Below are 20721 nucleotides of genomic sequence, written 5' to 3'. Positions count from 1 at the left end.
CTCGGATCCCGAGATGAGCACGCGCACCTACCAAGTCCGCACCTACGGGTGCCAGATGAACGTCCACGACTCCGAGCGGCTGTCCGGCCTGCTGGAGGACGCGGGCTACGTCGCCGTACCCGAGGGCGAGCAGGCCGACGTGGTCGTGCTCAACACCTGCGCGGTGCGCGAGAACGCCGACAACAAGCTGTACGGCAACCTGGGCCATCTCGCCCCCGCCAAGACCGCCAACCCGGACCTGCAGATCGCCGTCGGCGGCTGCCTGGCGCAGAAGGACCGCGGCGAGATCGTCCGCCGCGCCCCCTGGGTGGACGTGGTGTTCGGCACGCACAACATCGGCTCGCTGCCCGTCCTGCTGGAGCGCGCCCGGCACAACCGGCGCGCCGAGGTGGAGATCCTGGAGTCGCTGGAGGTCTTCCCGTCCACGCTGCCCGCGCGTCGCGACTCGGCGCACTCGGGCTGGGTGTCCATCTCGGTCGGCTGCAACAACACCTGCACGTTCTGCATCGTCCCGTCGCTGCGCGGCCGGGAACGCGACCGCCGCCCCGGCGAGATCCTGGGCGAGGTGTCCGCGCTGGTCGCCGAGGGCGTGCTGGAGGTGACCCTGCTCGGCCAGAACGTCAACTCCTACGGCGTCGAGTTCGGCGACCGGCTCGCCTTCGGCAAGCTGCTGCGCGCCTGCGGCGGAATCGACGGTCTGGAACGGGTCCGGTTCACCTCCCCGCACCCGAAGGACTTCACCGACGACGTCATCGCCGCCATGGCCGAGACGCCGAACGTGTGCCACCAGCTGCACATGCCGCTGCAGTCCGGCTCCGACCGCCTGCTGCGCGAGATGCGCCGCTCCTACCGCTCGGCCCGCTACCTGTCGATCATCGACAAGGTCCGCGCGGCCATGCCGGACGCGGCCATCACCACCGACATCATCGTCGGCTTCCCCGGCGAGACCGAGGCGGATTTCCAGGCCACCCTGGACGTCGTCGCCCAGTCCCGCTTCACCGGCGCGTTCACCTTCCAGTACTCGAAACGCCCCGGCACCCCCGCCGCGTCGATGCCCGACCAGCTCCCCAAGGAGGTCGTGCGGGAACGCTACGACCGGCTGGTGGAGCTGCAGGACGACATCGCCTGGCAGCTGAACAAGGAACAGGTCGGCCGCACCGTGGAGGTACTGGTCGCCACCGGCGAGGGCCGCAAGGACGCGGACACCCGACGGATGAGCGGCCGCGCCCGCGACAACCGCCTGGTCCACTTCACCCCCGGCGACCGCGACATCCGCCCCGGCGACGTGGTCGAGGCCACCATCACCTACGCCGCTCCCCACCACCTGGTCGCCGACGGCCCCCTGGTCACCCACCGCCGCACCCGCGCGGGCGACAACCACGCGGCAGGCCTACGCCCCAAGACCCCCGGCGTCAGCCTCGGCCTTCCCGGCTTCGGCACCCCCACCCCGACCCCAGCGGGAGGCTGCGGATGACCTCCGAGCCGGACATGTCCGCCCTCCGCGAGGAAATCGACGCGGTGGAACGCCGCGCGATGCCCATGGAACTCGGCGGCCGCGCCATCGCCCTGGCCATCCTGGTCTTCGTCCTGCTGGTCGGCTACCTGCTCCCGTGGATGGGCAGCGCCGCAGGCTGGCAGGTCCTCCTTGCCACCGGCGACGCCACCGGCAAGGCAGGCGCCGTCCCCCGCCTCTTCGCCGCCACCTCCCTCGCCTTCGGCATCGGCGCCTCGGCCCTGGCCCTCACCCTTCGCCGCTGGACCCTCACCTGGATAGCCGCCCTGGGCGGCTGGTTCGCCGCCGTCGACGGCCTCCTGGCCATCTGGACTCGCCAGTCGACCGCGGGCATGACCTCGCCCGGCCCCGGCATCGGCCTGGCGATCAGCGAGGCCGCCGTCATCATCCTCGCCGCCCTCTGGCTCCGCACCGCTTGGTCCCGCCGCGACCCCTGACCGCCCCCCTGAACTCCTTCACCCGGCTCGCGCCCCCCAATCCGCCCCCTCATGCCTTCGGAAAGCAGGCCCCGCCCAACCAGGGGGCGGGCCGACTGGCAGTGGAGCCTGCCGGACTGCGCGTGTTGTCAATATCGCCCAGTCGAGAACTGTGGATAACCCAAGCCGCTGTGGACAACCCGAACAACACAATGGCCCCCGTCCACCAAGGACGAGGGCCACCGAGCAACAACAATCTCAACGACTGGCGACAGCCTGTTCCGCCGCCGCCAACCACTCACGCCACTGCGCGGCCTGAGCCTCAGCCTGCTCAGCACGCCGCTTGTCGCCCGACGCGCGGGCCTTGGCCGCTTGGGCCTCGAACTGCTGCACCCGCTCCCGGAACTGTGCGGCGCGCGCCTCGGCCTCCGGGTCGGTGCGGCGCCACTGGGCGTCGGCGGCCGTGCGGACCTTCTCCTCGACCGCGCGCAGCCTGCCTTCCAGCTCGCGGATGCGTTCGCGCGGGACCTTGCCGATCTCCTCCCAGCGTTCCTGGACGCGGTGCAGGTGGGCCCGCGCGCCGTCCAGGTCGCCCTGGGGGTTGATCTTCTCGGCCTCGGTGAGCAGGTCTTCCTTCTTGCGCGCGTTGTCCGCGTACTCCGCGTCCCGCTCGTCGAACACGGACGAGCGGCGGGCGAAGAAGGCGTCCTGGGCGGCACGGAAGCGCTGCCACAGCGCGTCGTCCGCGTCCTTGGGGGCGCGGCCCGCCGCCTTCCACTCGACCATCAGGTCCTTGTAGCGGCCCGCCGTGGGACCCCAGTCGTCCGACTCGGACAGGCGCTCGGCCTCGTCGACCAGTTCCTGCTTGCGGGTCTTGGCCGTGGCGCGCTGCCGGTCCAGGTCGGCGAAGTGCGAGCCGCGCCTGCGGTTGAACGTGTCCCTGGCCTTGGAGAACCGCCGCCACAGCTGCTCGTCGGTCTTGCGGTCGACGCCCTTGATCGTCTTCCACTCGTCCAGGATCGTGCGCAGCCGGTCGCCAGCGGACTTCCACTGGGTGGACTCCTCGGCCAGCTTCTCGGCCTCGTCGACCAGCTGCTGCTTGCGCGCCACCGAGCCCGCGCGGGCCTCCTCGCGGGCGTGCTTGGCCTTGTCCATGGCCACCGCCGCGTCCGCGATCACCTGGTCGACGCGCGCTTCCAGCGCCACCAGGTCGCCGACCACGTGCAGCTCGGCCAGGCTCTCCTTGACGTGCCGGGCGTTGGTCGAAGCCTGCTTGGGGTCGCCGGAGCCGGACGCCAGCCGGGACGCCAGCAGCTCAACCTCGGTGCGGATGTCGTCGAACCGGCGCGCGAAGTGCGCCAGGCCCTCCTCCGGCTCACCGGCCTGCCACGAGCCGACCGAGCGCTCCCCGTCGGTGGTGCGCACGTACACGGTGCCCTCGGCGTCCACCCGGCCCCAACGGCCCGGGTCGGTGGACGCGACCGGCACCTGCGCGCCGTCGGTCGGGGCCGGGACGGCGGGGGCGGCAGCGGCAGGCGCCACCGCGACCGGGCTGGGTGCCGGGACGGCGTCGGCGGGTGTCGCGTCCGCGAGCTGTTCCCCCGGCGCTGCCTCGGTCGACACCGTCTCCGCGGACACCGTCTCCGCCGCAGCCGCTTCGTCGGGGGCGGTGACCGGCACGTCCTCGGCGGGTGCCGCCGCACCGTCCTGGTCCACCGCCGCCTCGGCGCGCTCGTCCTTGTCCGTCATGGCCGACTCCTCCTGCCTGCGTGCCCGCGTCGACCGCGGGCGCCCCGCTCGCGCGGGGCCCAGCACTGTGCGAACGGCCCTCGGGCCGTGCGACTTCCGGGGTACCCGGGCGCATTCAAACAGGTCACGGGGCGCCTGGGTACTCCGGAGGGCCGCAATGGTCATCATGGTGCCGCAAAAGGCGCTGCCCGTGGGCCACGCACGCCAAGATTGTTCGACGGACAGTAATCTCGCCACCGTGATCCGCCGCGTCGCCGTGTTGCCTCATCCGCCCCTGATCGTGCCGGAACTGACCGGTGCGGGCGACCGGGACGCGGCCGCCGTCCGGGCCGCCTGCCTGGGCATCGTCCGCGGGCTCGGCCCCCGCTGGTTCGTGCTGGGCGCGGACCGCGTGCCCGGCCGGTACGGGCCCGAGGTCGCGGGCACCTTCCGCGGCTTCGGCGTGGACGTCCGCGTCGGCCTCGGCCCGGCCGCCGACCCGACCTTCGCCGACCCGGCACTGCCGTTGCCCGCGCTGGTCGCGGGTTGGCTGCGGGGCGAGGTCGGCGCGCAGGAGGCGACCGTCCGTGTCATCCCGGCCGACCTGTCACCCGCCGGGTGCGTGGCGGAGGGCGAACGGATGGCGACCGAGCTGTCCGGCCCGGACCCCGTCGACCTGCTTGTCCTCGGCGACGGCTCGCACCGGCACGGCGAACGCGCCGTGGGCAGGCCGGACGACCGGGCGGACGCCTTCGACGCCGACATCGCCGCGGCACTGGCCGCCGTCGACGTGGACCGGTTGAGCGCCATCGACCCGGACCTCGCCGCCGAACTGGGCGCGGTGGGCCGCGCGCCGTGGCAGGTGCTGGCGGAGGTCGTGCGCGCGGTGGGTGGACGTTGGCAGGCGACCGAGTCCAGCATGTCGACACCGTTCGGCGTCGCCTACCACTTCGCGGTGTGGACGGCCGCGTGACCGTCGCCGTCGCCGTGGTGGGCCCGACCGCCACCGGCAAGTCCGACCTCGGCGTCGCCCTGGCCGAACGACTGGGCGGCGAGGTCGTCAACGCGGACGCCATGCAGCTCTACCGGGGCATGGACATCGGCACCGCCAAGATCACCCCCGCCGAGCGTCGCGGCGTCCCGCACCACCTGCTGGACGTGCTCGACGTGCGCGAGACCGCCTCCGTCGCCGCCTACCAGCGTCACGCGCGGGCCACGATCGAGGACCTGCTGGCCCACGACCGGGTCCCGGTGCTGGTCGGCGGCTCGGGCCTGTACGTGCAGGCGGTCGTCGACGACCTGGAGTTCCCCGGCACCGACCCGGCCATCCGCGCCCGCCTGGAAGCCGAACTCGCCGACGTCGGCGCCGCACCACTGCACGCTCGTCTGACGCTCCTGGACCCGGTCGCCGCCGAGGCCGTGTTGCCGACCAACGGCCGCCGCGTCGTGCGCGCGCTGGAGGTCATCGAACTGACCGGCCGCCCATTCTCCGCGACGATGCCCCGCCCCGGCCCGCCCCGCTACGACCTGGTCATGATCGCGCTCGACCGCCCGGCCGAGGACCTCGACACCCGCGTCGACCTCCGCGTCACCCGCATGTTCGACGACGGCCTGGTTGACGAGACCCGAACTCTGGTCACCCACGGTCTCCGCGACGGCCGGACCGCCTCGCGAGCCCTCGGCTACCAACAGGTCCTCACCGCCCTGGACGCCGACGAGGACTTCGAGACCGCCGCCGCGGAAACCGCCCGAGCCACCCGCCGCTTCGTCCGCCGCCAACGCTCCTGGTTCCGCCGCGACCCCCGCCTGACCTGGCTCGACGCCTCCCGTCCCGACCTCGTGGCCGCCGCCTTGACGGTCATCGCCTCGCAAACTTCACCCGCCTGAGCGACACAAGTTATCCACAGCCCCGCCCCCGCGCTCTTATTCCCAAGATCCACAACCACTCCCGCCTGGTAGAATGGCCGTGGGGGGATCCCCCTTGGGAGCGGCGGGTTTTGTGGTGGGGCTGCCGTTTGCATTTCTGCTCTGTCAATGACCGCCTGCGGCTCATTCTCGGGTTTTGATCATGGCGGGTGAACTGCGTGGCCATGACCTGTGTCGATGCTGTTGATCACGCCCGAGATTCATTCCGTCGGGCGACAAGAGTTATCCACAGATAGATCGAGAACTTCCCGATGGAAGATCTTTTCGGCCCTTGGCCTGGTAAAATGGCTGCGGGGGATCCCCCTGGGAGTGGTGGGCTTTGGGTGTGGCCCGGATTGGTCGCGGGGGCTCCTGGCTCGGCCCAGGTTGCTGGTGCCGGTGTCCGGCTGTTCGCCATCTGCGGCGGCTCTGCGGCAGGCCGTTGGGGGCGCTGAGCTGGTGGCGTCGAAGGTGCCCTGGCCCAAGGAAGCGCACTGCGCGGGGCGATCTTGAGTCGTCCGAGCCCTTGCGGCTGTCTGTGGGGACTCGGTTGTCCACTCCGACCTGGCGGTCCGGGTTGGCGGACGCGACCGGTACCTGTGCGTCGTTGGCCGGGGCCGGAGATGGTCGGCGGGTGTTACCGCGACCAGGCTGGGCGACCGGGCTAGGCGTCCGGCGGCGTCGGCGGGTGTCGCGTCCGCAGGTGATGTTTGTGCGGGAATGCGGACGGACGCCGGGTGAACGGGCTGCCAGGTGGCGCGGGTACAGGGAGAGCCGGGCCGACGATCTTGATCGTGGGTGGGTGTCTGCCCTTGCCAAGTCAAGCGGAGGGTGGCGGGTTGTGGATGGATCGGCCCGTTGTGGACAAGTCGCCGGGGACCCCCGAGTTTCATTCTACCGGCAGGTGCAGGTCCTGCGCGCAGATGATGATCTTGGCTGTGGATGGGGAACGGCGGTGATGGTCGTAGGCTGTGCTGGTGGCGATCGCGTTTTGCAAGGGGCACGGGACGGAGAACGACTTTGTGTTGTTGCCCGATCCTGATGGTGACCTGGACCTGACCGACAACCGTGTCCGTGCCCTGTGTGACCGGCGGCGGGGGCTCGGGGCCGACGGGGTGTTGCGGGTGGTGCGGACTAAGGCGTTGCGGGATGCCCCGGCCGGGATCGATGGCGACGTGTGGTTCATGGACTACCGCAACGCGGATGGGTCTGTGGCGGAGATGTGCGGCAACGGGGTGCGGGTGTTCGCTCGGTACCTGCGTGATGCCGGGCTGGCCGAGGGGCCGGAGATCCCGGTCGGGACCCGGTCGGGGATGAGGCCCGCGACCGTGGACGGCGCCGGGATGGTCACTGTCGACATGGGACGGGTGCGGGTCACCGGGCGGTCGACGGCCACGGTTGGCGGGGTGGCGTTCGCCGGGCTCGGGATCGATGTGGGGAATCCGCATCTGGCGTGTGTGGTGGACGGGGTCGAGCCGTTGGACCTGACCGTGCAGCCGGGGTTCGACGGCGCGGTGTTCCCGAACGGCGTCAACCTGGAGTTCGTGCAGCCGATCGGGCCCGACGAGGTGCGGATGCGTGTTCACGAGCGGGGTGTGGGCGAGACGCGGTCGTGTGGAACCGGGACGGTCGCGGCGGCGGCGGCGCATCTGGACGCGCGGGGGCAGGGGACGGGCACGGTGACCGTGCACATTCCCGGTGGCACGGTGCGGGTGTCCATCACCGACGATGGCAGCACATTGACCGGCCCGGCCGTTTTCGTCGCCCAGGGCGAGATTTCCGACGACTGGTGGGCGGCCCACGCCTGAGGCAGGGGTATGGCCAGCCGCGAGCCCGGCTCGTTAACCCCCTGAACCGTTAACCCCCTGAACCGTTGTCGCCGACCGGCAGCGAGTGAGTTGGTAGCTCGCCGCGACCGGGTGTCTCGCGAACCGGGGCCTCAGGACTCGGCCGCCGTGGGTAACGCGTCCACCGGCAGGTCGCGGGTCGTGCGCAGTGGGGACAGCAGTACCCACAGGCAGGCCGATATCCAGCCGAGCACCGCGACCCACAGCGTGGAGCGGACGCCGAGCCATTCGCCGAGGGCGCCGCCCAGCAGGCCGCCCAGGGGCATGGTGCCCCAGACCAGGAAGCGGACGCTGGCGTTCATCCGGCCCAGCAGGTGGTCGGGGCACAGTGCCTGGCGGAAGCTGACCTGGGCGACGTTGTAGATCACCGACGCGGAGCTGACCGCGAGGAAGCCCACGACCAGCAGGGACACCGACCAGCCCGGCCGGGCCAGTGGGGCGACCAGGCTGACCAGCGCGCTGCCGGTGGTGACCACCCAGATGGTCCTGGCCTGGCCCAGCGCGCGGATGACCCGGGCGGAGACCAGCGCGCCGAGGACGCCGCCGACCCCCATGCTGCCGATCACCAGGCCGATCGCGGTCCCGCCGAGCCGGAGGTCGTGCACCAGGAACAGCATGAGCACCGCGTTCTGCACACCGAAGAACAGGTTCCACGTGGCCGTGCAACCGACGATGGCGCGCAGGCGGGTGTCGGCGAACACGAACCGCAGCCCCTCCAGCACTTCCGCGCGCAGGTTGGGGTTGGCGGGGCGTTCCGGAGCCGGTTCGGGGGTGGTGATCCGGGACAGGAAGAACGCCGACGACAGGTAACCCACACTGGTGACAAGCAGGCTGGACACCGCGCCCACCAGCTGGGTGAGGACGCCGCCCAGCGCCGGGCCGCCGAACATCGCGACGGACTGGCTGGCCTGGAGTCGGGCGTTGCCCTCCATCAGGTGTTCGCGGCCGATCAGCGACGGCAGGTACGACTGGTAGCCGACGTCGAAGAACACCGTGCAACCGCCTACCAGCAGCGCCACCACGACCAGCTGCGGGAAGCCGAGCACGCCCAGCCAGCCCGCCACCGGCACGCTGAGCAGCAGGGCCGCGCGGGCCAGGTCCATCCGGATCATCAGCGGCCGCCGCCGCATCCGGTCCACCCAGGCGCCTGCGGGCAGGCCGATGAGCAGGAACGCGGCTGTCTCGGCCGCGGTGAGCACACCCATCTCGGCCGGGGTCGCGTGCAGCACGCCGACGGCCAGCAGCGGCAGCACGACCTGGCCGATGGCCGTGCCGAACTGGGCGATTGTGTCGCCGGTCCAGAGCCGCCGGAAGCCGGGGTGGGTGCGGAGTGTGGTGGTCACGGCGCAAGGATCCGGGAGTGATTGGAAACTGTCAATCACTTTATCCACCGCCGTAGGCTGGGCCGGTGAGCACGCCCAGTCCCGCCCGCCGCGCGGCGACCCCTGCCGAGATCGAGGCCATGGGGTCGGCGATCCGGTTGCGGATCATCCGGTTGACCCACCAGCGCGCACTCACCAACAAGGAGATCGCCGAGCGCCTCGACAAGGACCCGGCGACCACGCTGCACCACATCCGCAAGCTGGTCGCGACCGGTTTCCTGGAGGCGCAGCCCGCCCGGCGCGGCAACCGGGGTGCCAAGGAGATCCCCTACCTGAGCACCGGCCTGTCCTGGCGGCTGAGCGCCGGGCACGGCGGCCCGCGGGTCTCCATCGCCGAGGCGATGCTGCAGGCCTACCTGACCGAGGTCTCCGACGCCGGGCTGGCCGCGATCGACCAGTCCCGCATGGTCGTGCAGGTCGACGCGGCGGCCCGGCTGGAGCTGATGGACCGGATGGGCGCCCTGCTCGACGAGTTCGCCGCCCGCCCGCCGGATCCGGACGTACAGCGCACGGCCGTGTATGTCGCGTTCTATCCCGGGGAATAACCGGATCGATTCGTCCGCTTCATCGTGGGACGATGGCGGAACGGATACCGACGGGGTACCGAGAGTCTCGCAACCGAACGAAGGACGGGTTCACCACGTGACAGAGGAAATCAACCGGCACGAGTTCGACCGGACGTCGACGTCGCGGGCATGGTCCGAGCCGGATGACCTCTCCCTCGGTGAGCTCGAACTCGAAGAGCGGTCGTCGCTGCGGCGCGTCGCCGGGCTGTCCACCGAGCTGCAGGACATCACCGAGGTCGAGTACCGGCAGCTGCGCCTGGAGCGGGTCGTGCTGGTCGGCGTGTGGACCGGGGGCTCCGCGCTGGAGTCCGAGGTCTCGCTGGCCGAGCTGGCCCGGCTGGCCGAGACGGCGGGCTCGGAGGTGCTGGAGGGGCTCGTGCAGCGGCGCGACCGTCCCGACCCGGCCACCTACATCGGCTCCGGCAAGGTCGCCGAGCTGGGCGAGGTCGTCCGCGCGACCGGCGCCGACACGGTGATCTGCGACGGCGAGCTGTCGCCGTCGCAGCTGCGGCAGCTGGAGGCCCGGCTCAAGGTCAAGGTCATCGACCGCACCGCGCTGATTCTGGACATCTTCGCCCAGCACGCCCGGTCCCGGGAGGGCAAGTCCCAGGTCGAGCTGGCGCAGCTGCAGTACCTGCTGCCACGCCTGCGCGGCTGGGGCGAGACGCTGTCCCGGCAGGCCGGCGGCCGCGCTGGCGGCGGCAACGGCGGTGTGGGTCTGCGCGGTCCCGGTGAGACGAAGCTGGAGACCGACCGCAGGCGCATCCGGGCGAAGATCTCCAAGCTGCGCAAGGAGATCGCGGGCATGGGCACGGTCCGCGACACCAAGCGCGGCCGCCGCACGGCCAACGAGATCCCCAGCGTCGCCATCGCCGGCTACACCAACGCGGGCAAGTCGAGCCTGCTCAACGCGCTGACCGGGGCGGGCGTGCTGGTGGAGGACGCGCTGTTCGCCACCCTCGACGCCACCACCCGGCGCACGCGGACCCCGGACGGGCACACGTACACGCTCACCGACACCGTCGGGTTCGTCCGGCACCTGCCGCACCAGCTGGTCGAGGCGTTCCGCACCACGCTGGACGAGGTGGCCGACGCCGACCTGGTGCTGCACGTGGTCGACGGTTCCGACCCGATGCCGGAGTGGCAGGTCAACGCGGTGCGCGAGGTGCTGGCCGAGATCGGGCAGCGGCGCGACCGGGCGATGCCGCCGGAGCTGGTGGTGGTCAACAAGGTCGACGCCACCACCGAGTTCGGCCTGGCCCGGCTGCGGCACCTGCTGCCGGGCGCGGTGTTCGTGTCCGCGCACACCGGCGCGGGCATCGAGGCGCTGCGCGAGAAGCTCGCCGAGCTGCTGCCCCGGCCGGACCAGGAGATCGACGTGCTGGTGCCCTATGCGCGCGGCGAGCTCGTCGCACGCGTGCACCGCGAGGGCGAGGTACTGCGCGAGGAGCACACGGCGGCGGGCACGGCGCTGCGCGCGCGGGTCAAGCGCGACCTGGCGGGCGTGCTGGAGGGCTTCGCGGTCAACGGCACCTCGGCGTAGCACGACATACGCGAGGCCCCGGCGAGACACACGTCTCGCCGGGGCCTCGTCGTGTCGCGCCAACCCCGGTCGCGGCGCGGACGTCCTACCGGGGACACGGCTACGGTGGTCGGGGAGACGGGGGAGGTGGCGCGTGCGGAGGTCGACGGCCTCGGTGCTGGTGGGCGTGCTGGTCGGGGGCATCGCGATGACGGGCGCGCCGGTCGCGGCGGCCGACCCGCCCGCCCCGGTGGACGCGTGCGTGCAATCCGACAAGCGCCTGTCCGAGCTGTCCGGCCTGGTCGCCGACGCCGACCACTGGTACGCGATCAACGACGGCGGCACGAAGTCCACGGTGTTCGTGCTGGGCAAGGACTGCGCCATCCAGAAGGTGATCAACGGGCCGACCGACCCGTACGACGTGGAGGACCTGGCCCGGTCCGCCGACGGCACGTTCTGGCTCAGCGACACCGGCGACAACAACAAGAAGCGGCCCACCGCCGCGCTGATCGAGCTGACCCCCGCCGGGAAGACCACACTGCACCGGTTGAGCTATCCGGACGGTCCACACGACACCGAAGCGTTGTTGTTGGACAAGAACAACGTCCCCTACCTGGTGACGAAGAACCCGTTCGGGGTGGGCGAGGTCTACCGGCCGACCGGGCCGCTGGCCACCCCCGGCCCGACCCCGCTGGAGAAGGTCGGCGAGGTCGACCTGCACAGCACCGACACCCCCGGCGGGCCGATCAACTCGATGATCGGCTCCATCGTCGTGACCGGTGGCGCGACCAGCGCCGACGGCACCGTCGTCGCCCTGCGCACCTACACCGAGGCCTACCTCTACCCGGCCCCCGACGGCGACATCGCGGCCGCCCTCAAGCGCGAACCCGTGCGGATCCCGCTGCCCAACGAGAAACAGGGCGAGGCCATCGCGTTCGAGCCCGACGGCACCCTGGTCTCCGGCTCCGAGGGCGTCGGCACCCCCATCCGCGTGGTCAAGGGTGCCACCGGCCTGCTCGCGAACGCGCCCCAAGCCACGTCCGACAGCGCACAACCCGGCACACCCGCTGCCACCGGCGGCGGAGCCGCGCCCGCGGGAAAGTCCGACGGTTTGGGCACGCTGCCCGCGATCGGCGTGGCCGTGGTGGTCGTCGGCGGCGTCCTGCTGCTGATGCACCGCCGCTCGGCCAGGCGCTAGAGCCTGCGCAGCACGGCGACGACCTTGCCCAGGATCGTGGCCTCGTCACCGGGGATCGGCTCGTACGCGTCGTTGTGCGGCAGCAGCCAGACGTGGCCGTCGCGGCGCTTGAAGGTCTTCACCGTGGCCTCGCCGTCGATCATGGCCGCGACGATGTCGCCGTTGTCGGCGGTCGGCTGTTGGCGGACCACCACCCAGTCGTCGTTCGCGATCGCCGCGTCGATCATCGAGTCGCCCGCGACCTTCAGCATGAACAGCGAGCCCTCGCCGACCAGCTCCTTGGGCAGCGGGAACACGTCCTCCACCGCCTGCTCGGCCAGGATCGGGCCACCGGCGGCGATCCGGCCGACCACCGGCACGTAGGTGGGCACCGGGCCCGCGTCGGACTGCCCCACCAGCACCGGGGAGCCCTGCTCGCCGCGCAGCTGCGCGGGGGAGGCGTCGGCGGACAGCACGCCGATCGCGCGCGGGCGGTTCGGGTCGCGGCGCAGGTAGCCCTTGTCCTCCAGGGCGCGCAGCTGGTAGGCGACCGAGGAGGTGGACGTGAGGCCGACCGCCTCGCCGATCTCGCGCACGCTCGGCGGGTAGCCGTGCCGCTGCACCCAGGAGCGGATCACCTCCAGCACCTGCCGCTGGCGTACCGGCAGGTCGGCGACGTCCGCGGTCTGCGCCTGCTCGGGGAAGCCGCGGACGTTGTCGCCCGCCGCGGGCTTCCGCTTCGCTGCCCCCGAGGGCTTCCGACCACTCGTGCCTGACACCGCACTGCCTCCCTGCGCCTACCGGGACGGCCTCTCGCCCCGGTGGTGGAACCACTTCGATCTTTCCGTCAGCCCGACGTTAGCCCGCCGACCTGCGCAGATCAAACACCTGTTCGAGCGACACGCCGGGCGGGTCTCGATTTTGTCGGTGCGTGGTGGTAGACATTCGCACGGGCGTTCGATCGAACGACAGTTCGATTCACGAGCACGGCGGGCGCCCTGATGAGCAGGTAGCTAGGAGGTTGCGGTGGCGGCTCCGTTGGCGACGCGGCTGGTCTCCGACCCGGTCGAGCGGGATGAGCGGGTCGAGCGGCGAGTATCGCGGGTGGCGACCCCGGTGGCGCCCGCGCGGCGGTCGGGCGCGGGCAGGCTGCGACCACCGACCCGCAGGCGGGTGCCGGGCGCGCCGCATGTGGTGGCCGCGCCGGAGTGCGAGCCGCGCCGGGCGCCGGTGCCGGTGGCCGTGCTCGCCGGGTTGGCCGCCACCGTGGCGCTGGCGATCTACGGGCTGGGCGCCGCCGCCGACTCGGCCGCCGAGGCGACCGTGCCAACGGACACCGCGGTGGTGCGGCTCATGGCAGGCGAGAACCTGTCCCAGCTGGCCGCGCGGGTGGCCCCGGGGGCCGATGTCGACGCCGTGGTGGACCGGATCGTCGCGCTGAACGGCCTGGACGACGAGCCGCTGCAACCCGGTCAGCCACTGCAGGTGCCGGTCTCGCACTGAGGCCCCGCCCGCGCCGGTGATGATCATCCCACCGTGCGCCTGATCACTCGCTTGAGTGAGATTCGTTCCTGAGCCGTCGGCGGCCGTGCGCGATCCGCGTGCGCGTGATGGCCCTCCGTGTTCGGCGGTCCGGACACGCCCCGGGCGGGTTTGGGCGTCGCGCCGGCGGGGGAGCCGGGGGACATGTCGCCCAATGGTTCATACGGACGAGTGATACCGGCCGGTCACCCGGTCGTCGCAACCGCACCGTGCGCCGGTGACCACGCGCCGTGGTGTGACTAGCCACCCCGGCGTGTCCGAGTTGCGTCCATGTAGGGTCTCGGAATACGGTCCACCCCAACATCTTGTGGTTACGTCAATGTAGTTTGTCCACAGGTTGGGGCGGGTTATCCACCGTCCATCCACTGGTTATCCACAGTTCGATCAACATGTCGATCACCATGCGTGGTGGTCGGCGCTACGCCGGTCGGTGGGCGGTGCGACACGGCGAGCAGGGAGGGGTCGGGGCATGCGCTGTCCGTTCTGTCGGAACTCCGATTCGCGGGTCGTGGACTCGCGGGAGGTCGACGACGGACAGGTGATCCGCCGCAGGCGAGCGTGCGCGCAGTGCAGCCGCCGGTTCACCACGGTCGAGGAGGCCGTGCTCGCGGTGGTCAAGCGCTCCGGGGTCACCGAGCCGTTCAGCCGCGACAAGGTCGTGCGCGGCGTGCGGCGCGCCTGCCAGGGCAGGCCGGTCGACGAGGACCGGCTGCAGCAGCTGGCGCAGAAGGTCGAGGAGACGATCCGGGCCACCGGCAGCGCCGAGGTGCCCAGCCACGAGGTGGGGCTGGCGATCCTCGGCCCGCTGCGCGAGCTCGACGGGGTCGCCTACCTGCGGTTCGCCAGCGTGTACCGGTCGTTCTCCTCGGTGGAGGACTTCGAGAAGGAGATCGCCGACCTGCGGGCCGCGATGGCGCGACAGGCGGCGGAGACGGATGAGCAGTAGGCGACAGGCGCGGCGGCCCCGGGGTGGGGACCGCCGGTACAGGCTTCGGCCGCAGCGGACGGGGAGCCCGGACGTGGCCACACCAGCACAGAACGAGGGAGAGGGACCGGTCATGACCGAGACCGTCGGGACCACCGCGGCCGAGGTGGCGGGCACACCGCGACCAGGCCTGCGGGTGGAGCGTGTCCACACCACCGCGGGCGTGCACCCCTACGACGAGGTGACCTGGGAGCACCGCGACGTGGTGATGACCAACTGGCGGGACGGCTCGGTCAACTTCGAGCAGCGCGGCGTGGAGTTCCCCGACTTCTGGTCGGTCAACGCCACCAACATCGTCACCAGCAAGTACTTCCGCGGCGCGGTCGGCACCCCGGTCCGCGAGCACTCCCTGCGCACCCTCATCGACCGCGTCGTCACGACGTACGTCGCCGCGGGCGTCAAGCACGGCTACTTCGCCACCGACGCGGACGCGGAGATCTTCGAGCACGAGCTGACCTGGATGCTGCTGCACCAGGTGTTCAGCTTCAACTCCCCGGTCTGGTTCAACGTGGGGACGAGCTCTCCGCAGCAGGTCAGCGCGTGTTTCATCCTGGCCGTCGACGACACGATGGACTCGATTCTCAACTGGTACAAGGAAGAGGGGCTGATCTTCAAGGGCGGCTCCGGCGCTGGCCTGAACCTCTCCCGCATCCGCTCCTCCAAGGAGCTGCTCTCCTCCGGCGGCACCGCCTCCGGCCCGGTGTCCTTCATGCGCGGCGCGGACGCGTCCGCCGGGACGATCAAGTCCGGGGGGGCGACCCGGCGGGCGGCCAAGATGGTCGTGCTCGATGTGGACCACCCCGATGTCGAGGAGTTCATCGAGACCAAGGCGCGGGAGGAGGAGAAGATCCGGGTCCTGCGCGACGCCGGGTTCGACATGGACCTGGGCGGCTCGGACATCGCCTCGGTGCAGTACCAGAACGCCAACAACTCGGTGCGGGTGTCCGACCAGTTCATGCACGCGGTCGAGTCGGCCGGGCAGTTCGGGCTGCGGTCGCGGACCTCCGGTGAGGTGATCGAGCGGGTCGACGCGAAGAACCTGTTCCGGAAGCTGGCGAAGGCGGCGTGGGAGTGCGCCGACCCGGGCATCCAGTACGACGACACGATCAACGCCTGGCACACCTGCCCCGAGTCCGGGCGGATCACCGCGTCCAACCCGTGCAGCGAGTACATGCACCTGGACAACTCCAGCTGCAACCTGGCGTCGCTGAACCTGATGAAGTTCCTCGCCGCCGACGGCACCTTCGACGCGGAGACGTTCGTCAAGGCCGTCGAGCTGGTCATCACCGCGATGGACATCTCGATCTGCTTCGCGGACTTCCCGACCGAGCCGATCGCCGACACCACGCGCAAGTTCCGGCAGCTGGGCATCGGCTACGCGAACATCGGCGCGCTGCTGATGGCCACCGGCCACGCCTACGACTCCGAGGGCGGCCGGGCGCTGGCCGCGGCCATCACCTCGCTGATGACCGGCACCGCCTACCGTCGCTCCGCCGAGCTGGCGGGCGTCGTCGGCGCGTTCGACGGGTACGCCCGCAACGCCGACGCGCACCAGCGGGTCATGCGCAAGCACGCCGCGGCCAACGACCTCGTCCGCACCTACCACGCCAACGACGCCGCCGTGCAGCGCGTCGCCACCCGCGAGTGGCAGGCGGCGCTGGAGATCGGCGCCCGGCAGGGCTGGCGGAACGCGCAGGCCAGCGTGCTCGCGCCGACCGGCACCATCGGTCTGATGATGGACTGCGACACCACCGGTATCGAGCCGGACCTGGCGCTGGTCAAGTTCAAGAAGCTGGTCGGCGGCGGCTCCATGCAGATCGTCAACCAGACCGTGCCGCGCGCGCTGACCGCGCTGGGCTACCAGGGCGAGCAGGTCGAGGCGATCGTCGAGTACATCTCCGAGCACGGCCACGTGGTCGACGCGCCGGGTCTGCGGCCGGAGCACTATGAGGTGTTCGACTGCGCCATGGGCGAGCGCTCGATCGCGCCGATGGGGCACGTGCGGATGATGGCGGCGGTGCAGCCGTTCATCTCCGGCGCGATCTCCAAGACGGTCAACATGCCGGAGTCGGCGACCGTGGCGGAGGTCGAGGAGATCTACTTCCAGGGCTGGAAGCTGGGCTTGAAGGCGCTGGCCATCTACCGCGACAACTGCAAGGTCGGCCAGCCGCTGTCGGCGGGCAAGGGCGCCAAGGCCACCGCCAAGGCGGAGCCGGAGAAGGTCGTCGAGTACCGCCCGGTGCGCAAGCGCCTGCCGAAGAAGCGCCCATCGCAGACGGTGTCGTTCACCGTCGGCGGTGCCGAGGGCTACCTGCACGCTGGGTCGTACCCGGACGACGGCCTCGGCGAGATCTTCGTCAAGCTGGGCAAGCAGGGCTCGACCCTGGCGGGCGTGATGGACGCGTTCTCCATGTCGATCTCGGTGGGCCTGCAGTACGGCATCCCGCTGGAGTTCTACGTCTCGAAGTTCCAGAACCTCCGCTTCGAGCCCGCCGGCATGACCGACGACCCGGACGTGCGCATCGCCACCAGCGTCCTGGACTACCTGTTCCGTAGGCTGGCCCTGGACTACCTGCCCTACGAGAAGCGCGCCCAGCTCGGCGTCTTCACCGCGGACGAGCGCTCCGCCCAGGTCGCTGCCGACTACAGTGGACAGTCCGATGTGGACCTGGAGGGCCTGCGCACCTCGGTCGACGCCGGCCCGCGCGCCGAGGTCGAGGCCGCCCCCGCCGAGGCGCACAGCTCGACGGAGCTGCTGGAGCTGCACCTGGGCAAGGCGGCCGACGCCCCGCTGTGCATGACCTGCGGCACCAAGATGCGCCCGGCCGGTTCCTGCTACGTCTGCGAGGGCTGCGGCTCGACGTCCGGCTGCAGCTGACCCACCAGATACTCGACGGGGTGTCCGCTTCATCGGCGGGCACCCCGTCCTGCTTGACTGCGCTTGTCACCGGCAAGCCTGGTCGAGGGGGAACGATGGATCATGCCGAGGAACAAGAGCGGCTCTTACGGTCGTTACGGGAGGAACTTGCCCGTGCGCGGGAAGATCCCGCGGCCTGGGCCGAGCTGGCGTTCGATCCGGGCAGGCACGACGATGGGCGCGCGTTCGACCGCAACTGGGTGGCCCGGTTCCGGGTGTTGTGGGCGATGCAATACGACCGTCGCGAGCAGGATCTACCGCTGTTGCGTTACCTGATGGAACAGCAGATCACGTACTACCGAGAAGTGGTCCGCTGGGGGATGGGCACGGATCTGGCCCTGCCCGGTTTCCTGCTCGCCGAGCACCGGCGCGTCGAGGATGTCTGGTTGCATTGGCAGGCCAGGGAAACCAGCTTCGACACCAACCTGGGTTATCGGGCTTTCCACCTTCTCGCTGCCGGTGTCGAAACCACGACTGAGGCGGTACGGGCGAGTGCACATCCCGACCGTGAACGTCTGCTCGACGCGCTCGGGTCGCCCCGCTGTACAGCGGTGGCGTTCGAGGAATGGTTGGTCAAGGAACGGCGGAAGTTTCCCGTCGACCCTGTCGACGAGGATCTGCGGACGTGGGCTCGTCGCACTGCCTCGCTGGGGGAATGCGAGCTGTCCCGGCTGTTCATGCACGGCTGGTCGGAAACCCAGCCCCGCACGAAGTTCACCCTCGAACAGCTCCGTTTCCACCTTGCGGATCTGGACTATCTCGACGAAGCTGTGCGATTGCAGAAGGACATCATCGCGCTGGATGGACAGGGCTCGCGGTCGGAGCTTGAAACCCTGGCGGAACTGGAACGACGGGCAGGCAACTTCGACGGCGCGTTGCACGCGCTCCGGGAAGCCGAGCGCTTGATGCCCGGCGCGAAAGATGGCAGTTGCCAAGGGATCTGGCGGCATTTCATCCGGGACTACTTCGCCCTGGTCCCGTTGGCGCCGGACGAGCACACGGCCCGGGAGCTGTTCGCCACGGCCGACCGGCACCTGCTGGGCGTCGTCCGGCTGTGGATGGACTCGGTTCTCGGCGCGGGTATGGCGGCGGCCGAACATATCGGGGACCCGGAACTCATCCGTCGTTACCGGGGTCTGCGGCTGGCCGCCGACTACGAGCGGGAAGAGGATTCCCGACGGTCGCTGCAAGGGTACGAGACCGGCCGATAGCGAGCCTCCTGCGCGGTGACAGAGAGGAGGGTTGCTGACGGCGGTGTTCGGCCGGCATGCTTTGGGCATGATCGAGAGAAACGAGACCATCGCACGCCGGTGAACGTCGTCCCCGAGCCTGGATTGCTCGGATCTCAGCAGACCCTCTATGACCACGCGCTCCGTCTGCACCGGTTGGCGCCGGACTCGCCATTGGACAATGAGGGCGCCCCATTTCCCGACGAGGAGCGGCATCGGGAGCGTGGGCCTGGCTGGCCCAGGGACAAGACGCTGGTCGGTGCCGATGTGGCGCGGGTTCTCCGGGAGTACTTCGCCGATCCCGGTGCCGGGCCCGACAGTCTGCACGATGCGTTCCACGGCCTCCTGATCCCCATCTACCCCAACGAGAACATCACCGCCGTCGCCGAGCAGGCCGATCCTGAGCTGGTCAGGGCGACTGGTCGATGGCTCGTACGGCACGGCACCGACCGTTGTCCGGCCACCGTCGGGCTCGCGCTTCTCGCGGTCGCGGGCACTGTCGACGACATTCCGCTCATCCAGATCGTCGGGCTGATGTCCGACAGTTTCGGTGTTCTGGCCGCCGAGGCGTTGAAACGCCTGAACGGAAACGCGGCCACGTTGATCTGGCTGGCCGATCGGGTCATCGGTTGGGGGAGGGTACGGGTCGTCGAGACGTTGTGCGGTATCGACGATCCGGCGATAAGGCCGTGGCTGCTTCGGCGCGCTATCAATGGTGATGCCCTGAATGGCTACTTCGCGGCCCGGGTCGCGCGGGTGGCGGTGGTGCATGAGGCGATCGAGGACCCGGGCGTCGATGAGGACGTGGTCGACCACACGGGCAGTCTTCTGAACGTGATCTGCCATACCACCTACGGCATGGGGATGCCGCTTGAGATGTACAAGCATGGGGCGAGCGTCATGTACGCCCATGCGCGGCACCTTCGAGCACTGAAGCCGACGGGCCTGCGTTTCGCCATCAGTGTGTCGCTGCTCCACTACGTGACCACGAACGCCGACGGACTTGACTGGCCATCCGAACTGCTTCAACGGATCCGGGAAACCTACTTCTCGGTTCTGGTTCGTGAGGACTGGTGCGAGGCCGCCCGCCGTGCGGTCACGCATGGCGATGAGCAGTTGAATCCGAGGTTTCTCCGTTGGGTCGCAGGCGAGTTGGCTCCACAGTTGGGACTTCGGGCGTTCGAAGGTCTCGAACTTCCCGCGTGACAACCGGATAGAGTGTCCGCCATGGATGACTACCTGCTGGTCGGCTATATGGGCGTCCTCCGGACATACATGGACGTCCCCTCGATCAGTCACTGTGTGGTGGACCTTGCCCCCGCCAACGAGTTCGACATGTGGTTCGAGGACCCGGCGGCCGTTCCGGTAGGTGTGCCGGTGCTGGCCGTCGGGTTCGCCGCGACCGACGTCGCGCCACAGGTGGACGAGATGGCTCGGCAGGGGTTCGATGCGGTTCGCTTGCACGGTAAGGGAAAGATGCCGGGCGGTGTGTTGCTGGGATTCGAGCCGGTCGGTTTCGACACCGGTACCTGGCACACCTGGCGTTGTATCGGCGACCTGGTGACAGATGTCGCCACCGCGACCGGCATCAGGCCGGGACCGTACGGGCTGATCGTGGACGAGCCAGACGCGCGGCGGGCGGCCGAGTGGTTGAACATTCCGGAGAATGGCGACGAGAAAGTGGCCAGGTGGACCTCGGTGGCCCTAGTGTTCCGTGATTCTGGTTGTTTTACGCAGGTCTGATGGATCTTGGTGTTGGCTGTGCCGGTGGAGTTGACGGTGGATCAGCTGGGCGAGTTGCGGGCACTGGTGAACAGGTCGGACGTGTCCGGCACGATCGCGACCAGGGCTCGGATCGTGTTGTGGTGTGTGGAGGGCAGGCGGAAGAAGGAGGTCGCTGTGCTGGCCGGGGTGTCGCGGCCGACGGTGGACCTGTGGCTGCGTCGCTATGCCTCGGACGGAGTGGCGGGGCTGGGCGACCGGTCTCACGCG

18 protein-coding genes are annotated in these 20721 nt (G+C 70.3%); 15 read left to right on the top strand and 3 right to left on the bottom strand.

From position 1 onward, the window contains the following. Positions 1-13 precede the first annotated feature (13 nt). Both miaB and C503_RS0131570 read left to right on the top strand, forming a co-directional pair. Positions 14-1474, top strand: a complete 1461-nt coding sequence (miaB, locus tag C503_RS0131575) for a tRNA (N6-isopentenyl adenosine(37)-C2)-methylthiotransferase MiaB (protein ID WP_018686233.1) — start codon at positions 14-16, stop codon at positions 1472-1474. Next, a complete protein-coding gene (locus C503_RS0131570; RefSeq protein WP_018686232.1) occupies positions 1471-1950 on the top strand; it encodes an Rv2732c family membrane protein in 480 nt (159 codons plus the stop codon). Before miaB ends, C503_RS0131570 begins: the two co-directional genes overlap by 4 nt. 237 nt (positions 1951-2187) lie before the next feature. Here C503_RS0131570 and C503_RS0131565 read toward each other — a convergent pair whose 3' ends face one another. Next, complete coding sequence (locus C503_RS0131565) at positions 2188-3678, bottom strand: DUF349 domain-containing protein (protein WP_018686231.1); 1491 nt, start codon at positions 3676-3678, stop codon at positions 2188-2190. 238 nt (positions 3679-3916) lie between these two features. Between C503_RS0131565 and C503_RS0131560 the strand changes: the two genes are divergently transcribed. The 3 genes from C503_RS0131560 (at position 3917) to dapF (ending at position 7370) form a co-directional block, all read left to right on the top strand. Beyond that, the gene (locus tag C503_RS0131560) at positions 3917-4630 is read left to right on the top strand and encodes a class III extradiol ring-cleavage dioxygenase family protein (protein ID WP_018686230.1); all 714 of its coding nucleotides are present in this window, start codon (positions 3917-3919) and stop codon (positions 4628-4630) included. Beyond that, entirely contained in the window at positions 4627-5544 is a 918-nt protein-coding gene (gene miaA, locus C503_RS0131555) for a tRNA (adenosine(37)-N6)-dimethylallyltransferase MiaA (RefSeq protein ID WP_033401261.1), read from the top strand. Before C503_RS0131560 ends, miaA begins: the two co-directional genes overlap by 4 nt. A gap of 992 nt (positions 5545-6536) precedes the next feature. After that, positions 6537-7370, top strand: a complete 834-nt coding sequence (gene dapF, locus C503_RS0131550) for a diaminopimelate epimerase (RefSeq protein WP_425393547.1) — start codon at positions 6537-6539, stop codon at positions 7368-7370. Positions 7371-7501: 131 nt separating this feature from the next. On the opposite strand, the gene C503_RS0131545 is transcribed toward dapF, so the two are convergent. Beyond that, positions 7502-8752, bottom strand: a complete 1251-nt coding sequence (locus C503_RS0131545) for an MFS transporter (protein ID WP_018686227.1) — start codon at positions 8750-8752, stop codon at positions 7502-7504. 119 nt (positions 8753-8871) lie between these two features. On the opposite strand from C503_RS0131545, the gene C503_RS0131540 reads away from it, so the two are divergent. From C503_RS0131540 to C503_RS0131530, 3 genes are all read left to right on the top strand, one after another. Next, on the top strand, positions 8872-9336 hold the full coding sequence (locus C503_RS0131540; RefSeq protein ID WP_018686226.1) for an ArsR/SmtB family transcription factor: 465 nt from the start codon (positions 8872-8874) through the stop codon (positions 9334-9336). A gap of 109 nt (positions 9337-9445) precedes the next feature. Then, the gene (hflX, locus tag C503_RS0131535) at positions 9446-10900 is read left to right on the top strand and encodes a GTPase HflX (protein WP_051114989.1); all 1455 of its coding nucleotides are present in this window, start codon (positions 9446-9448) and stop codon (positions 10898-10900) included. A 187-nt stretch (positions 10901-11087) separates the two neighbouring features. Next, complete coding sequence (locus C503_RS0131530) at positions 11088-12077, top strand: SdiA-regulated/phytase-like domain-containing protein (RefSeq protein WP_051114988.1); 990 nt, start codon at positions 11088-11090, stop codon at positions 12075-12077. Here the strand turns inward: C503_RS0131530 and lexA are convergent. Beyond that, positions 12074-12724 carry a transcriptional repressor LexA gene (gene lexA, locus C503_RS0131525; protein ID WP_169514636.1) on the bottom strand — a complete coding sequence of 217 codons (651 nt, stop codon included), beginning with the start codon at positions 12722-12724 and terminating at the stop codon, positions 12074-12076. The two genes, C503_RS0131530 and lexA, sit on opposite strands and share 4 nt — an antisense overlap. Positions 12725-13082: 358 nt before the next feature. Here lexA and C503_RS43750 point away from each other — a divergent pair, with 358 nt between their 5' ends. From C503_RS43750 to C503_RS41530, 7 genes are all read left to right on the top strand, one after another. After that, positions 13083-13559: a LysM peptidoglycan-binding domain-containing protein gene (locus C503_RS43750; RefSeq protein WP_018686222.1), complete on the top strand. Its 477-nt coding sequence runs from the start codon at positions 13083-13085 to the stop codon at positions 13557-13559. A gap of 508 nt (positions 13560-14067) precedes the next feature. Further along, positions 14068-14544: a transcriptional regulator NrdR gene (gene nrdR, locus C503_RS0131515; RefSeq protein WP_018686221.1), complete on the top strand. Its 477-nt coding sequence runs from the start codon at positions 14068-14070 to the stop codon at positions 14542-14544. A 112-nt stretch (positions 14545-14656) separates the two neighbouring features. After that, positions 14657-17461 (top strand): vitamin B12-dependent ribonucleotide reductase, encoded by a 2805-nt coding sequence (locus C503_RS0131510; protein ID WP_018686220.1) that lies wholly within the window; start codon positions 14657-14659, stop codon positions 17459-17461. Between the two features lie 95 nt (positions 17462-17556). Next, positions 17557-18711, top strand: a complete 1155-nt coding sequence (locus tag C503_RS0131505) for a hypothetical protein (RefSeq protein WP_018686219.1) — start codon at positions 17557-17559, stop codon at positions 18709-18711. A 99-nt stretch (positions 18712-18810) separates the two neighbouring features. Further along, on the top strand, positions 18811-19935 hold the full coding sequence (locus C503_RS0131500) for a hypothetical protein (RefSeq protein WP_018686218.1): 1125 nt from the start codon (positions 18811-18813) through the stop codon (positions 19933-19935). Positions 19936-19956: 21 nt separating this feature from the next. Beyond that, positions 19957-20472, top strand: a complete 516-nt coding sequence (locus tag C503_RS41535) for a hypothetical protein (protein ID WP_018686217.1) — start codon at positions 19957-19959, stop codon at positions 20470-20472. Positions 20473-20508: 36 nt separating this feature from the next. Next, positions 20509-20721, top strand: a 213-nt coding sequence (locus C503_RS41530; RefSeq protein WP_211222442.1) for a helix-turn-helix domain-containing protein, incomplete at its 3' end; no start/stop codon positions are given.

The sequence above is a fragment of the Actinokineospora enzanensis DSM 44649 genome (assembly GCF_000374445.1).
Lineage (GTDB): Bacteria > Actinomycetota > Actinomycetes > Mycobacteriales > Pseudonocardiaceae > Actinokineospora > Actinokineospora enzanensis.
Note: the sequence above shows the minus strand (reverse complement) of the source record. Positions and strands in the feature narration are given on the sequence as shown.